Source organism: Parablautia sp. Marseille-Q6255 (genome assembly GCF_951230155.1).
GTDB lineage: Bacteria > Bacillota > Clostridia > Lachnospirales > Lachnospiraceae > Choladousia.
Genome location: NZ_CATNVD010000020.1, coordinates 1 through 13,423, shown reverse-complemented (window position 1 = coordinate 13,423; position 13,423 = coordinate 1). Strand labels below are relative to the sequence as shown.

The window sequence follows — 13,423 nt, the reverse complement described above, 5'->3', positions numbered from 1 at the left end:
GTAGAGGGTATCCATTCCCTTAAGTACACGACAAATAAGCCATCTTTCGGTGGCTGCTTTAAAAATTGAATATTAGAAATGTTAAGGTTATGCAGTTGCTGACTTGATTTTATAACCTTGATTCCTTGCTATGATGATTGCCTGCTCTACTGTAATCTCACGGTCCGCAGGCGGTAGGTCGGATTTTTGGTAAAGTTCTGCATTATAGTTTTCCCCGTTCTTCAACATGTGGTATAATGCGGTAAGAAGCATTCTTGCTATTGCAAGGATTGCTTTCTTGTGACCGCGACGCTTTCTGATACGGAGATAACGGTTACGCATTTCAGGATGCTTAGTGCTTTTTACGACAGCGTTTGCGCACTGTACTAAAAGCGGTTTGATGTAGCATCCGGCCTTGGACACCCGGACAGATTTTTTCTTCCCTGCACTTTCATTGTTGGTTGGTGTAAGCCCAGCCCATGAGCACAAGTGTTTCGCCGAAGGAAAAGCCTCCATATTGGTACCGATTTCGGAAATGATTCCGATGGCAGTGAAAGTACTGCTGATACCAGGAGCGGTTTGAAGAATGGAAAGTTCCTGCTGATAGGGAGCGGCGAGCGCAAGAATGAGTTCTTCAAGCTCTGCTTTCCGGGATTCAAGGTTTTCATAATGAGCTTTGATTACTTTGAGTTTGCCAGCCTGTTCCGGAGTGATATAGCCATCAATGGCATTGCGAAGCTCGGGAAGTTTTTTCTTCAGGCTTCTGAAAACAAGAGGTTCAAGGTCAAAGGAAGTATTTGCGGGATTTTCCAAAAGTTTATCCAGTATCGCCTGAGCAGATTTGCCGAAGGTGTCCGAAACAACGTTTCCCAACTGGATATTGGAAACCGTGAGACAGTTCTGCAAACGATTCTTTTCGCTTGATTTGAAGCAGGTTAGTTTGAAACGGTAACGCATTAGGTCGCGAAGCTGGCGAATGTCAGCAGGTGGCATAAAGCTTCCGGCAACAAGGTCATGCTTAAACAGGTCAGCAATCCATTTGGCATCTTTTTTGTCAGTTTTCTTTCCACGGATAGCCTTAACATATTTAGGATGAGCAAGGACAATCGAACAATCCGATTCCAAGATGTTATAAACAGGGATCCAGTATTTACCGGTAGATTCCATACAGACATCCTTGCAATTGCGATCGAGTAACCACTGTAACAAAGTTTTCAGACCGCTCGTGTAGGTCGAAAACCGGCGGCTCTCGTAAGAAGTGACACCTTTATCGTTAGTAGAAGCGATACAGGCAACTACAAAAGTCTTGTGGACATCAATGCCACAGCAGATTTTGTACACGATTTTTAAAGCCATAGGGACTCCTTTCAGAACCAGAAGGTTCACTAAAGATTATAGGGAGAGACGGCATTGACTGAACGCCTAAGCCATAAACGAGAATGTTTATACAAAGATAAGATTACGTGCTTGAAATCACACTTATTTGTGCTTGAAAAGGCGGACTACACATATAAACATACGGTCATCCGGCAAGCCGGACAGCCCACTCACCTCCCCGTGATTTGTAGTATACCGAGTTCCCTATAAGAAGAATTATAAAGAAAAAATAAGCTCAGGAAAACATTTTCATAACGTTTTGTGCCTGAGCGAAGCGAAAGGAATGGATATAAACATGGAAAAATTCCGGCAGCTCAACGATCAGCTCTGTCAGAGCGCAGACCGGGCAAATACGTTTGCGAACCTCCTCGGTCCGATCAATGCGCAGCTTGGCAATATCAGCTATGTTGTCTGCGCGATCGTAGGCGGTGTGCTTGCGCTCAATGGGATCGGCGGCTTCACGCTGGGCGGTCTTGCAAGCTTTCTGACCTTCAATAAAAGCTTTAACATGCCGATCAATCAGGTCAGCCAGCAGTTCAATGCGATCGTCATGGCTCTGGCCGGGGCGGATCGTATCTTCCGGCTGATGGACGAGGAGCCGGAAGCTGATCATGGCTATGTCACGCTCGTCAATGCAAGAGAGCAGGACGGCGCGCTCACCGAGAGCAGAGAGCGCACCGGACGCTGGGCATGGAAGCACACTCATCAGGCAGACGGTTCTGTCGACTACAAGGAATTAAAAGGCGACGTCGTATTTGACGGAGTAGATTTTGGCTACAGTGACGACAAGATCGTGCTGCATGACGTCAGGTTATATGCAACACCGGGACAGAAAATCGCCTTTGTCGGCTCTACCGGAGCAGGCAAGACCACGATCACAAATCTGATCAACCGTTTTTATGATATCCAGGACGGAAAGATCCGCTACGACGGCATCAATATCAATAAGATCAAAAAGGCGGATCTGCGCCGCTCACTGGGCATCGTGCTTCAGGATACGCACCTGTTTACCGGAACGGTACGGGAAAATATCCGTTTCGGCAAGCTTGACGCCTCAGATGAAGAGATCGTAGCTGCAGCCAGACTGGCGAATGCAGACGGCTTCATCCGCCGGCTGCCGCAGGGCTACGATACCATGCTTACCGGTGACGGCGCCAATTTAAGTCAGGGACAGCGACAACTTCTCGCGATCGCGCGTGCCGCTATCGCAGATCCACCTGTACTGATCCTTGACGAGGCGACCAGCTCGATCGACACACGTACCGAGCGCATCGTACAGGAGGGCATGGACCGGCTGATGACCGGGCGTACCACATTCGTGATCGCACACCGGCTCTCTACGATCCGCAATTCCGACTGTATTATGGTACTGGAGCAGGGACGCATCATCGAGCGCGGCACACATGAGCAGCTGCTCGAAGAAAAAGGAAGGTATTATCAGCTCTATACCGGAAATGCGATCGCATCATAGTATTTCCACAAAGCAAAACAACAGGCTGTGCAGGATCCTGGACTTAAGATCCTCACAGCCTGTTGCTGTATCACTTTCTATTTGCTTATGTATTGCTCTGCCGCCGCACGCTTTCTTTATACGCAGGCAATACACTCGATCTCTACCAGTCCGCCAAGCGGAAGCTTCGCTACCTGCACACAGGAACGTGCCGGATAATCTCCGTCAAAGTAGGACTTGTACACCTCATTTACCTTTGCAAAGTCATCCATATCGGCAAGGAAGATCGTTGTCTTTACGATCCTGCCGTAGTCACTTCCCGCTTTCTCCAGAACCGCGCCGAGATTCTTCATGGAACGGTGCGCCTGCGCTTCTACACCGTCCTCAAGCTTTCCTGTCTCCGGGTCAAGCCCAAGCTGACCGGAACAGTACACCATCTCTCCTGCCTTTGCAGCCTGCACGTACGGTCCTACCGCGCCCGGCGCCTTTGTTGTTGCGATTACTTCTTTTTTCATGTTTATATCCATTCCTTTCGCTTCGCTCAGGCACAAAACGTTATGAAAATGTTTTCCTGAGCTTATTTTTTCTTTATAATTCTTCTTATAGGGAACTCGGTATACTACAAATCACGGGGAGGTGAGTGGGCTGTCCGGCTTGCCGGATGACCGTATGTTTATATGTGTAGTCCGCCTTTTCAAGCACAAATAAGTGTGATTTCAAGCACGTAATCTTATCTTTGTATAAACATTCTCGTTTATGGCTTAGGCGTTCAGTCAATGCCGTCTCTCCCTATAATCTTTAGTGAACCTTCTGGTTCTGAAAGGAGTCCCTATGGCTTTAAAAATCGTGTACAAAATCTGCTGTGGCATTGATGTCCACAAGACTTTTGTAGTTGCCTGTATCGCTTCTACTAACGATAAAGGTGTCACTTCTTACGAGAGCCGCCGGTTTTCGACCTACACGAGCGGTCTGAAAACTTTGTTACAGTGGTTACTCGATCGCAATTGCAAGGATGTCTGTATGGAATCTACCGGTAAATACTGGATCCCTGTTTATAACATCTTGGAATCGGATTGTTCGATTGTCCTTGCTCATCCTAAATATGTTAAGGCTATCCGTGGAAAGAAAACTGACAAAAAAGATGCCAAATGGATTGCTGACCTGTTTAAGCATGACCTTGTTGCCGGAAGCTTTATGCCACCTGCTGACATTCGCCAGCTTCGCGACCTAATGCGTTACCGTTTCAAACTAACCTGCTTCAAATCAAGCGAAAAGAATCGTTTGCAGAACTGTCTCACGGTTTCCAATATCCAGTTGGGAAACGTTGTTTCGGACACCTTCGGCAAATCTGCTCAGGCGATACTGGATAAACTTTTGGAAAATCCCGCAAATACTTCCTTTGACCTTGAACCTCTTGTTTTCAGAAGCCTGAAGAAAAAACTTCCCGAGCTTCGCAATGCCATTGATGGCTATATCACTCCGGAACAGGCTGGCAAACTCAAAGTAATCAAAGCTCATTATGAAAACCTTGAATCCCGGAAAGCAGAGCTTGAAGAACTCATTCTTGCGCTCGCCGCTCCCTATCAGCAGGAACTTTCCATTCTTCAAACCGCTCCTGGTATCAGCAGTACTTTCACTGCCATCGGAATCATTTCCGAAATCGGTACCAATATGGAGGCTTTTCCTTCGGCGAAACACTTGTGCTCATGGGCTGGGCTTACACCAACCAACAATGAAAGTGCAGGGAAGAAAAAATCTGTCCGGGTGTCCAAGGCCGGATGCTACATCAAACCGCTTTTAGTACAGTGCGCAAACGCTGTCGTAAAAAGCACTAAGCATCCTGAAATGCGTAACCGTTATCTCCGTATCAGAAAGCGTCGCGGTCACAAGAAAGCAATCCTTGCAATAGCAAGAATGCTTCTTACCGCATTATACCACATGTTGAAGAACGGGGAAAACTATAATGCAGAACTTTACCAAAAATCCGACCTACCGCCTGCGGACCGTGAGATTACAGTAGAGCAGGCAATCATCATAGCAAGGAATCAAGGTTATAAAATCAAGTCAGCAACTGCATAACCTTAACATTTCTAATATTCAATTTTTAAAGCAGCCACCGAAAGATGGCTTATTTGTCGTGTACTTAAGGGAATGGATACCCTCTACTTCTCATTTTCAATCTTATTCCCTCTTTTCTTCTTAGATGATTGATCTTTTATCTTATGTTTTTTCCTGCTCTGCGTTTCTTTTCCTCTTCATTGTGCGCTTCGCCAGGCCCTTGCAGCCTGCTGCGCTACGAACGTCTCCGGTCAAACTTCCTCGAGAGCATCATGCCGATCGCCTGCATGATCTGTACGAGAAGCACAAGTACGACTACCGTTACGATCATAATATCCGGCTGATAGCGATTATAGCCGTACCGCACAGCAATCGCACCGAGTCCGTCTGCTCCTACTGTACCTGCCATTGCAGAATAACCAAGGATCGTTGCCGTTACGATCGTTGCATTTACGATCAGAGAGGTACGCGCCTCTGTCAGAAGTACCTTTGTCACAATCGTCCAGGTACTTGCTCCCATACTCTGCGCCGCCTCGATCACCCCGTGATCGACTTCCTTTAAGGAGGACTCGACCATACGTGCAATGTACGGAGCCGCCGCGATCGTCAGGGAGACGATCATCGCATTCGATCCGTAGCTCTTTCCCACGATCGCTCTTGTGAGCGGGATCAGCAGGATCAGCAGGATCAAAAACGGAATACTCCGGAAAATATTTGACACAAAATCTATGATCTTGTATACTACCGCATTCGGACGGATACCGTCCTTATCCGTCACTGTCAGCAGGATACCGAGCGGCATCCCCAGCACATAACCGAGAAGAGTCGGCACGATCGTCATGTACAGCGTCTGTCCGATCCCCTCAATAATCATCTGTATTACTTTCTCATCCAACATAATCTCTCAGCTCCTCCACTCCCAGCTTTGCGCTCTTTAAGTAAGCGATCATCTTGTTTCCCAGCAGCTCATCCTCTGGAAGCTGAAGGATCATCTCGCCCTTTGCCACACCGTCCAGATCGCGCGTATTCGCGTACAGGATATTGACCGGCATCTTGAACGCGAGCACCATATTGCCGATGACCGGCTCGAACGATGAATTCTCAGAAAATACGATGCGTACACATCGTTTTCCCTTCATCTCAGCGACCTTTTCATATCCCTGATAGATCAGCCGCTTCGCCTCTTTTGATTTTGGAGCATTGAAAATATCTTCGACAGTGCCGTTCTCTGCCAGTCTGCCATGATCAATGATCGCCACATGACTGCAGATCTCCTGCACGACCGCCATCTCGTGCGTGATCACCACGATCGTGATCCCGTATTTCTGATTGATCTCCTTTAGCAGCTGCAGGATCGCTTTTGTCGTCTGCGGATCAAGTGCGCTTGTCGCCTCGTCACACAAAAGGATCTTTGGATCAGACGCCAGTACCCTCGCGATCGCTACTCTCTGCTTCTGCCCTCCGGAGAGCTGCGACGGATATGACTTTGCCTTTTCCTCCAGCCCGACGATCCTCAGATACTCCATGGCCTTCTCATGCGCCTCTTTTTTCTTCACTCCTGCGATCTCCAGCGGAAAGCAGACATTGTCAATGACACTGCGCTGCATAAGCAGATTGAAATGCTGAAATATCATGCCGATATTCATCCGCTCCCGGCGCAGCTCCTTCTCAGAAAGCGACACGAGATCCTTGCCATCCACGTATACCTTTCCTGATGTCGGACGCTCCAGCAGGTTCAGACAGCGCACAAACGTACTCTTGCCTGCACCGGACATTCCGATGATCCCGTAAATATCTCCTTTATCAATCGTAAGGCTGACGTCATTTAGCGCGTGCACGCCTCCGCCCTTTGTTCCAAACTCTTTACTTAGATGTTCGACTCTTATAATTGGTTCCATAATCTTCCCCCTGACCTTTTTCATCAGCTTTTTTGAGTATATCGTAAAATGAGAGTTGTTGCAAGAGCCGATCGTTCAGATCTGCATAAGCGAAAATAAAATATCTCCTCAAGGTTATGGTAAATAGAATCGCCGGAAAACGAATCAACCAATCCACCTAAAGGAGATATATCTGCGCTTTTTACAAAAATTACTCTGCTGCTGTTTCAGTTTCTGCTGCCTCTGTCTGAGCCTCAGTTTCTGCTGCCTCTGCTGCCTCTGTCTGTGCCTCAGTTTCTGCTGCCTCTGTCTGGGCACCTTCCGTTTCTGCCTCGGCATCAGCGGACTCTACGAACGGAATAACTGCTCCATCGTATGTCTCGTTGATAAAGTCCTGTATCTCCTGGGACTTCAGCACCTCTACGAGCGCTCTGATCGCTTCGCTGTCCTCATTTCCTTCTTTGACTGCGATCACATTCACGTAGGTTTTGGCTGCCTCAGAATCTGCCGCCTCGTATGCGATGGAATCATTTGCCACAGAAAATCCTGCATTCAGCGCATAATTTCCATTCATAACGGCAAAAGCCACCTCTTCTGCAACACGCGGAACCTGTGCTGCCTCGAGCTCCAGGATCTCAATACCGTAAGGATTGTCTACGATATCATTTTTTGTTGCCATCAGGCCAACGCCCTCTTCCAGTGTGATGATGCCATTGTCCTGCAGCAGCAGAAGCGCTCTGGCCTCATTTGTCGTATCGTTCGGTACGGCGATCTCATCGCCCTCTTCCAGCTCAGAAAGGTCTGATTTCGTCCCCGGATAAATGCCGAACGGCTCATAGTGAATACCGCCTGCATTCACCAAATGGGTCCCTTTCTCCTCGTTGAAGCTGTCCAGATACGGGATATGCTGGAAATAATTCGCATCCATCTCACCGCTCTCTACTACTTCGTTCGGGAGAATATAGTCATCAAACTCCTCCACCTCAAGCGTCCAGCCCTTCTCCTCAAGCAGCGGCGCTGCTGCCTCAAGAATCTCTGCATGCGGTGTCGGTGACGCTGCAACTGTGATCGTCTTGTCCTCCTCGGCGGATACGCAAAGACCCGCTGTCGCAGAAGCTGCAAATGCAAATGTCAGTAATGTAGCGATTGTCTTTTTCATAATATCTCCTTCTTTCTTGTGATGATCTGCCGTCCTGTATACGGTTAAAAAACCGGCGGACGAAACATGGTGCTATCATACCACCTGTTGTATAAAAATGCAATCAAAACACTGTCCAAAATCCGGTTCAAAATCTGGTCAGATATTTTCCGGCAGATCGTCCTGCTCCGTCTTCTGTTTCCAGAAATCTACCGGTTCATAATCCTGCAGCTTTGCAAGAAAGCCTCTCTTCTGGAGTTCCTCCTGGATCATATCCAGGATCTCTTCCCGCTCTGCCGAGATCGTATGATAATGATAATTGGAGGTCAGCTTCATCAGCTGTGTGGATTTTCCGGTAGAAATATCCTGCATATACTGTCTGACATCCACTCTGGAACGGATGTTCATGTTGACCCGGATCACGCCGTGTACCTTATGAAATACAAATACGTCCTCGACTCTTCCGCCAAAGTCAACGTACAGATCCAGCTCCTCCTCTACCTGGTCATCCGTGTGGATGACCTTAAATACTCTGCTGCAGCGCCTTTCAGCGGAAGCGACATAGCCACGGTTTGTAGATACGATCTCTTCCCCATTGGCGCGCAAAAGAGCCACGTCCTGCACGATCACCTGCCGGCTGACATCCAGTCGCTTTGCCAGCGCCAGCCCGGAGACCGGCTTCGCGCTGTTTTTTAATATCGTGAGAATCTCTTCTCTTCTTTCCTGTCCACTCATCGCTGTCCGTCTGCCTTTCTCACACTGCGTGAAGATTTTTCAGAGAAATATCCATGATCGGTGCAGAATGAGTCAGCGCGCCGCTTGATATATAATCTACGCCAAGATCGGTAAGCCGCGCGATATTTTCCTTTGTCACGTTTCCGGAAACCTCTACCTCCGCCCGGCCGTCAATATACGTGATCGCTTCCTTCAGCTGCTCATGGCTCATGTTGTCGAGCATGATAATATCTGCTCCCGCTGCGACTGCTTCCTTTACCATGTCAAGTGTCTCCACCTCTACCTCGATCTTGCGCACGAACGGCGCGTACTCCTTTGCCATTCTGACCGCTTTCTCAACGCTGCCGGCCGCTCCGATGTGATTATCCTTGAGCAAAACTCCGTCTGAGAGGTTGTATCTGTGATTATTTCCCCCGCCGATACGAACGGAGTATTTTTCAAAGATCCGGTTGTTCGGCGTCGTCTTTCTGGTGTCCAGAAGCTTTGTCTTTGTGCCGCGAAGCAGCTCTGCCACAGAATGTGTATACGTCGCGATCCCGCTCATCCGCTGCAGGTAGTTGAGCGCCGTCCGCTCTGCGCACAGCAGCGTGCGGATGTCGCCGCGCACCTTTGCCAAAAGCTGACCGCACTCTACCTCATCACCGTCCTCTGCGAAGCACTCTACCTTTGTATTCTCATCCAGAAGTGTAAATACGCGCTCAAATACCTGCAGCCCGCAGATGATGCCGTCCTGCTTGCAGATCAGATCTACCTCCCCGGCCTGCGGCTTTCTCATAATGCTGTTGGTCGACACATCTTCACTCGTAATATCTTCCTTCAATGCACTTAAGATCAATGGATCTACATTTAATTTTAATGTTACCTGATCGTACATATTTTTGTTCTCCTTTTCTTCTGACTGTTTTATCTGATCTGTCACACTGCCTGTTCTGCAGCCTTTGTCGCCGCCTCAATTTCTTCCTTTACCATGCGGTGATATTCTTCGCAGAGCCGCTCGATGTCACGGTACGGCTCCAGATCAAGCTGTGCGATCAGCTCCTCCTTCTTTTTTGCCGGTTCCTGCTGTCCGGCAATATCCTGCGCTGCCCGTCTGGCAAATACCAGGCTTTCCAGAAGGGAATTGCTCGCAAGCCGGTTTCTCCCGTGTACCCCATTGCACGCAGTCTCTCCTACTGCGTACAGCTGCTCCATGGAAGTCCTGCTCTGATGGTTGACTTTCACGCCACCCATAAAATAATGCTGCGCCGGCACCACCGGGATACACTCCTTCGTTACATCATACCCCTTTTCCCTGCAATGTTCAACAATGTTCGGGAAATGCCGTTTCAGCTCTTCCTCCGGGATCGGCCGCAGATCCTCCCAGACAAATTCTGTGCCGTCCTTTTTCATCTGCTCCAGGATCGCTTTTGTCAGAAGATCTCTTGGCAAAAGCTCATTTACAAACCGCTCGCCATTTTTATCGCGCAGAACAGCGCCCTCTCCTCTGACTGACTCAGAGATCAGAAAGCTTCTCTCCTCCTCCGAGTACAGTGTGGTAGGATGGATCTGCACATAGGAAATATCTTTTAATTCCAGTCCGTGGCGCAGGGCAACTGCCAGTGCATCTCCTGTGAGGTGCCGGAAATTCGTCGAGTGCCTGTACAGACCGCCGATCCCTCCGGTAGCCATCACCGTATAGTCTGCCTCTGCCTTTTCTATCTGTCCATCCTCCATCAGCAGCACTGCCCCATAGCAGACATTATCTGCTTCGATCAGATCGAGCATTGTCGTGTGCTCCAGAAGTGTGATATGCGGCTGCCGCCTCACCTCGGCAAGCAGCGTGCCCGTGATCTCCTGCCCCGTCACATCCTCATGAAACAGGATCCGCTTTGCCGAATGAGCTCCCTCTCTCGTAAAAAGGAGCTCTCCCTTCTCATCCTTTTGAAACTCCACGCCAAAGCGCATCAGATCCTCTGCCACATCCTTTGAAGAACGGATCATAATGTCTACGGACTCTCTGTCATTTTCATAATGTCCGGCCTTCATTGTATCCTCAAAAAAGCTGGCATAATCAGCCTCATCCTTCAGCATGCACATGCCGCCCTGTGCCAGAAACGAATCATTCCCCCTGGCATCTGCTTTCGTGATCACTGTGATCTGCCTGTCTTTTGGCAGGTTCAGTGCACAGTACAGTCCTGCGCAGCCGCTCCCTACGATTAATATATCAGTCTTCATACCTCTCCCTATTTTGCCAGCTCCAGCATCCTTTTCAGAGGAGCCAGAGCCTGCTGTCTCATCTCCTGCGTCACTGTGATCTCATTTGTCTCATGCTCCAGAACTGCCTGTATCTTCTCAAGTGTCACAAGCTTCATATCCCCGCATATCTGTCTTTCGTTAAGTGTATAGAACACCTTGTCCGGATTCTGCTTTTTAAGCTCATACAGGACGCCCTCTTCTGTCCCGATAATATACTCTCTGCTGTCATCCCCGGCTGCAAACTCTATGATCCCGGACGTACTCCCTATGTAATCCGCCTGCTCCAAAAGCTCCTTCGTGCATTCTGGATGGACCAGGAATTTGGCCCCTGGATACTCTGCCTTTGCCCGCGCCGCATCCTCAGCCGTCCACGCCGCATGGACCGGACAGTAGCCTCCGCCAAGCAGCACATGCTTTTCCGGCACCTGCTCTGCCACATATCTGCCAAGATTCCCATCCGGGATAAAGTAGATATTGCGGTTTGGCAGTGCCTTTACGATCTTTACTGCATTTGCGGACGTCACACAGACATCAGAATATGTCTTGATCTCTGCTGTTGAATTAATATAGCAGACAACCGCCAGGTCCTCGTATCTCTCCCGCATCTCCTTTATCCGCTCCACCTCTGCCATGTGCGCCATGGCACAATCCGCAGACAGATCCGGCATCAGCACCTTCTTTCCGGGATTGAGTATGGCAGCGCTCTCCCCCATAAACCGTACTCCGCAAAACACAAGGATATCCGCCTGTGTCTGCGCCGCCTTTTTACTTAGATAATATGAATCCCCAATAAAATCCGCTATTTCCTGCACTTCATCCGGCACGTAATAGTGAGCCAGAAGTACTGCATTTTTTTCTTTTTTTAAACGGCGTATTTCTTCTGTAACCGACATGTCTCCCTCCATCTGATCCGTATTTCAGACCATCTTCACCAATAAACAGCATAGTAACGCTCCTATTATAGCACTAACTCTGTCATGTGACAAGACAGTTGAGAACATAACTGTAAACTGTAAACTGTTACCGTCCAGCTGCAAGCATGTACTTGTAAACACACAAAACGATCCTGAGAGACATTGGCAAAATCCCCTGTAGCTCCTGTTTACGGCAGGATATTTCCTGCTGCCCGGTACAGCGCATACCATTCTTCTTTTGTAAGACGCAGCTGTGCTGCCTGACAGATCTCCTCCAGTCTGGAAGGATTCATAGTACCTGCCAGCACCTGTATATTTGCAGGATGCCGGAGGATCCATGCTACTGCGATCGTGGTATTCGTCACACCGTATGCCGCAGCGATCTCATCCAGCTTTTTATTCAGCCTGGCATATGCTTCACTTTTGAAAAAGACGCCTTCGAACATCCCGTACTGGAACGGAGACCATGCCTGCACCGTCATATCATGCAGACGGCAGTAATCCAGAATACCACCGTCACGGTCCACAGCTCCGTCTGTCATCATATTTGCCTCAAACCCGCTGCGGATCATACCTGCATGCGCGAGGCCAAACTGCACCTGATCAGCGCACAGAGGCTGTCTTACACACTTTTTCATCAGCTCCATCTGCATCGGAGTCTGATTAGATACGCCAAAATAGCGCACCTTCCCCCGGCGTTCCAGTTCATCAAAGGCTTCTGCTACTTCTTCCGGTTCCATAAGCGTATCCGGACGATGCAAAAGCAGCGCATCCAGATAGTCCACTCCAAGCCGTTTGAGCGATCCATCCACAGCTTCCAGAATGTGCTCTTTCGAGAAATCGTACATAACCCCCGGCACAATCCCGCACTTAGACTGAATAAACAGCTTTTCCCGATCACATCCGATCTCCCGCATCACCTTTCCGAAAACCGTCTCGCATGCTCCGCCCCCGTAAATATCTGCATGGTCAAAAAAAGTCACTTCCTGTTCCAGTGCTTTTTCCACGATCTGCACGGCCTCCTCAAAAGCAATCCCGCTCATCCGCATACATCCCAACGCAATTGCCGGCACTTTCTTATCCGTACTGCCCCAATTTACATATTTCATATCATCATCCACCTTTCCCTGAAATAATCGTAGCGTCAGTGAACAGGGGACAACACGGTCAGAAATGTCCGAATTTGTGCTCCTGCGCCGTTACTTTCGCTCCGCGTACGTCCAGTACGCGTCGTTCAAGTGCCTTGCAGGGGCACAAATCGAACTATTTCTGATTCTCCGACCTCAGCCATCGGAATTTCGCCTATTTTCAAGGCAGACGATGGAGGCGTACTGGACGTACGCCGACTGAGGATAACGTAGAAAATACGCGAAATTACATGGCGTGAGGCGTGTTGCCCCTTGTCCACTGACGCTATGCTTATTTTAACACAGGAAGCTGCAATTAACAGCACGTTTTTTCATTTTGGATATGCACGTATAACCATTTGCATTTTATCTGCAATTGTTATAAGATCCCATCTTTGACAGTTAGAAAATCGAGTAGGAGGCGGTGATTAGCCGCCGTCCTCTCACACCACCGTGCGTACCGTTCGGTACACGGCGGTTTCAATAGTTGATGTGCAGAGACTGATAGGCTGTGGCTAAATCATAGAAGCCCC

11 protein-coding genes and 1 pseudogene are annotated in these 13,423 nt (G+C 48.9%); 2 read left to right on the top strand and 10 right to left on the bottom strand.

The window, feature by feature from the left end:
- Nucleotides 1-87 precede the first annotated feature (87 nt).
- A complete protein-coding gene (locus QOX44_RS15165) occupies nt 88-1,335 on the bottom strand; it encodes an IS110 family transposase (RefSeq protein ID WP_283680954.1) in 1,248 nt (415 codons plus the stop codon).
- 325 nt (nt 1,336-1,660) lie between these two features.
- Here QOX44_RS15165 and QOX44_RS15160 point away from each other — a divergent pair.
- Nucleotides 1,661-2,827, top strand: a pseudogene (locus tag QOX44_RS15160) (ABC transporter ATP-binding protein); the annotation flags it as partial.
- Between the two features lie 116 nt (nt 2,828-2,943).
- Here QOX44_RS15160 and QOX44_RS15155 read toward each other — a convergent pair.
- Nucleotides 2,944-3,321, bottom strand: a complete 378-nt coding sequence (locus QOX44_RS15155) for a RidA family protein (RefSeq protein ID WP_283684334.1) — start codon at nt 3,319-3,321, stop codon at nt 2,944-2,946.
- Nucleotides 3,322-3,637: 316 nt separating this feature from the next.
- Between QOX44_RS15155 and QOX44_RS15150 the strand changes: the two genes are divergently transcribed.
- On the top strand, nt 3,638-4,885 hold the full coding sequence (locus tag QOX44_RS15150) for an IS110 family transposase (RefSeq protein WP_283680954.1): 1,248 nt from the start codon (nt 3,638-3,640) through the stop codon (nt 4,883-4,885).
- 214 nt (nt 4,886-5,099) lie between these two features.
- Here QOX44_RS15150 and QOX44_RS15145 read toward each other — a convergent pair whose 3' ends face one another.
- The 8 genes from QOX44_RS15145 to QOX44_RS15110 form a co-directional block, all read right to left on the bottom strand.
- A complete protein-coding gene (locus QOX44_RS15145) occupies nt 5,100-5,762 on the bottom strand; it encodes a methionine ABC transporter permease (protein ID WP_283684333.1) in 663 nt (220 codons plus the stop codon).
- On the bottom strand, nt 5,752-6,762 hold the full coding sequence (locus tag QOX44_RS15140) for a methionine ABC transporter ATP-binding protein (protein ID WP_283684331.1): 1,011 nt from the start codon (nt 6,760-6,762) through the stop codon (nt 5,752-5,754). The genes QOX44_RS15145 and QOX44_RS15140 overlap by 11 nt, the downstream gene beginning before the upstream one ends.
- Before the next feature lie 190 nt (nt 6,763-6,952).
- Nucleotides 6,953-7,900, bottom strand: coding sequence for a MetQ/NlpA family ABC transporter substrate-binding protein (locus QOX44_RS15135; RefSeq protein WP_283684329.1), 948 nt, complete (start codon nt 7,898-7,900; stop codon nt 6,953-6,955).
- A gap of 138 nt (nt 7,901-8,038) precedes the next feature.
- Nucleotides 8,039-8,614 carry a transcription repressor NadR gene (locus QOX44_RS15130; protein WP_283684327.1) on the bottom strand — a complete coding sequence of 192 codons (576 nt, stop codon included), beginning with the start codon at nt 8,612-8,614 and terminating at the stop codon, nt 8,039-8,041.
- 19 nt (nt 8,615-8,633) lie between these two features.
- A complete protein-coding gene (gene nadC, locus QOX44_RS15125; protein WP_283684325.1) occupies nt 8,634-9,488 on the bottom strand; it encodes a carboxylating nicotinate-nucleotide diphosphorylase in 855 nt (284 codons plus the stop codon).
- A gap of 41 nt (nt 9,489-9,529) precedes the next feature.
- Nucleotides 9,530-10,828, bottom strand: coding sequence for an L-aspartate oxidase (locus tag QOX44_RS15120; protein ID WP_283684323.1), 1,299 nt, complete (start codon nt 10,826-10,828; stop codon nt 9,530-9,532).
- A gap of 8 nt (nt 10,829-10,836) precedes the next feature.
- On the bottom strand, nt 10,837-11,742 hold the full coding sequence (nadA, locus tag QOX44_RS15115; RefSeq protein WP_283684321.1) for a quinolinate synthase NadA: 906 nt from the start codon (nt 11,740-11,742) through the stop codon (nt 10,837-10,839).
- 209 nt (nt 11,743-11,951) lie between these two features.
- Complete coding sequence (locus QOX44_RS15110; RefSeq protein WP_283684319.1) at nt 11,952-12,872, bottom strand: aldo/keto reductase; 921 nt, start codon at nt 12,870-12,872, stop codon at nt 11,952-11,954.
- Nucleotides 12,873-13,423 lie beyond the last annotated feature (551 nt).

Bases quoted from the DNA above. Each gene is read 5' to 3' on its own strand.
- QOX44_RS15165 (WP_283680954.1), bottom strand. From the start codon at position 1,335: ATGGCTTTAAAAATCGTGTACAAAATCTGCTGTGGCATTGATGTCCAC.
- QOX44_RS15155 (WP_283684334.1), bottom strand. From the start codon at position 3,321: ATGAAAAAAGAAGTAATCGCAACAACAAAGGCGCCGGGCGCGGTAGGA.
- QOX44_RS15150 (WP_283680954.1), top strand. From the start codon at position 3,638: ATGGCTTTAAAAATCGTGTACAAAATCTGCTGTGGCATTGATGTCCAC.
- QOX44_RS15145 (WP_283684333.1), bottom strand. From the start codon at position 5,762: ATGTTGGATGAGAAAGTAATACAGATGATTATTGAGGGGATCGGACAG.
- QOX44_RS15140 (WP_283684331.1), bottom strand. From the start codon at position 6,762: ATGGAACCAATTATAAGAGTCGAACATCTAAGTAAAGAGTTTGGAACA.
- QOX44_RS15135 (WP_283684329.1), bottom strand. From the start codon at position 7,900: ATGAAAAAGACAATCGCTACATTACTGACATTTGCATTTGCAGCTTCT.
- QOX44_RS15130 (WP_283684327.1), bottom strand. From the start codon at position 8,614: ATGAGTGGACAGGAAAGAAGAGAAGAGATTCTCACGATATTAAAAAAC.
- nadC (WP_283684325.1), bottom strand. From the start codon at position 9,488: ATGTACGATCAGGTAACATTAAAATTAAATGTAGATCCATTGATCTTA.
- QOX44_RS15120 (WP_283684323.1), bottom strand. From the start codon at position 10,828: ATGAAGACTGATATATTAATCGTAGGGAGCGGCTGCGCAGGACTGTAC.
- nadA (WP_283684321.1), bottom strand. From the start codon at position 11,742: ATGTCGGTTACAGAAGAAATACGCCGTTTAAAAAAAGAAAAAAATGCA.
- QOX44_RS15110 (WP_283684319.1), bottom strand. From the start codon at position 12,872: ATGAAATATGTAAATTGGGGCAGTACGGATAAGAAAGTGCCGGCAATT.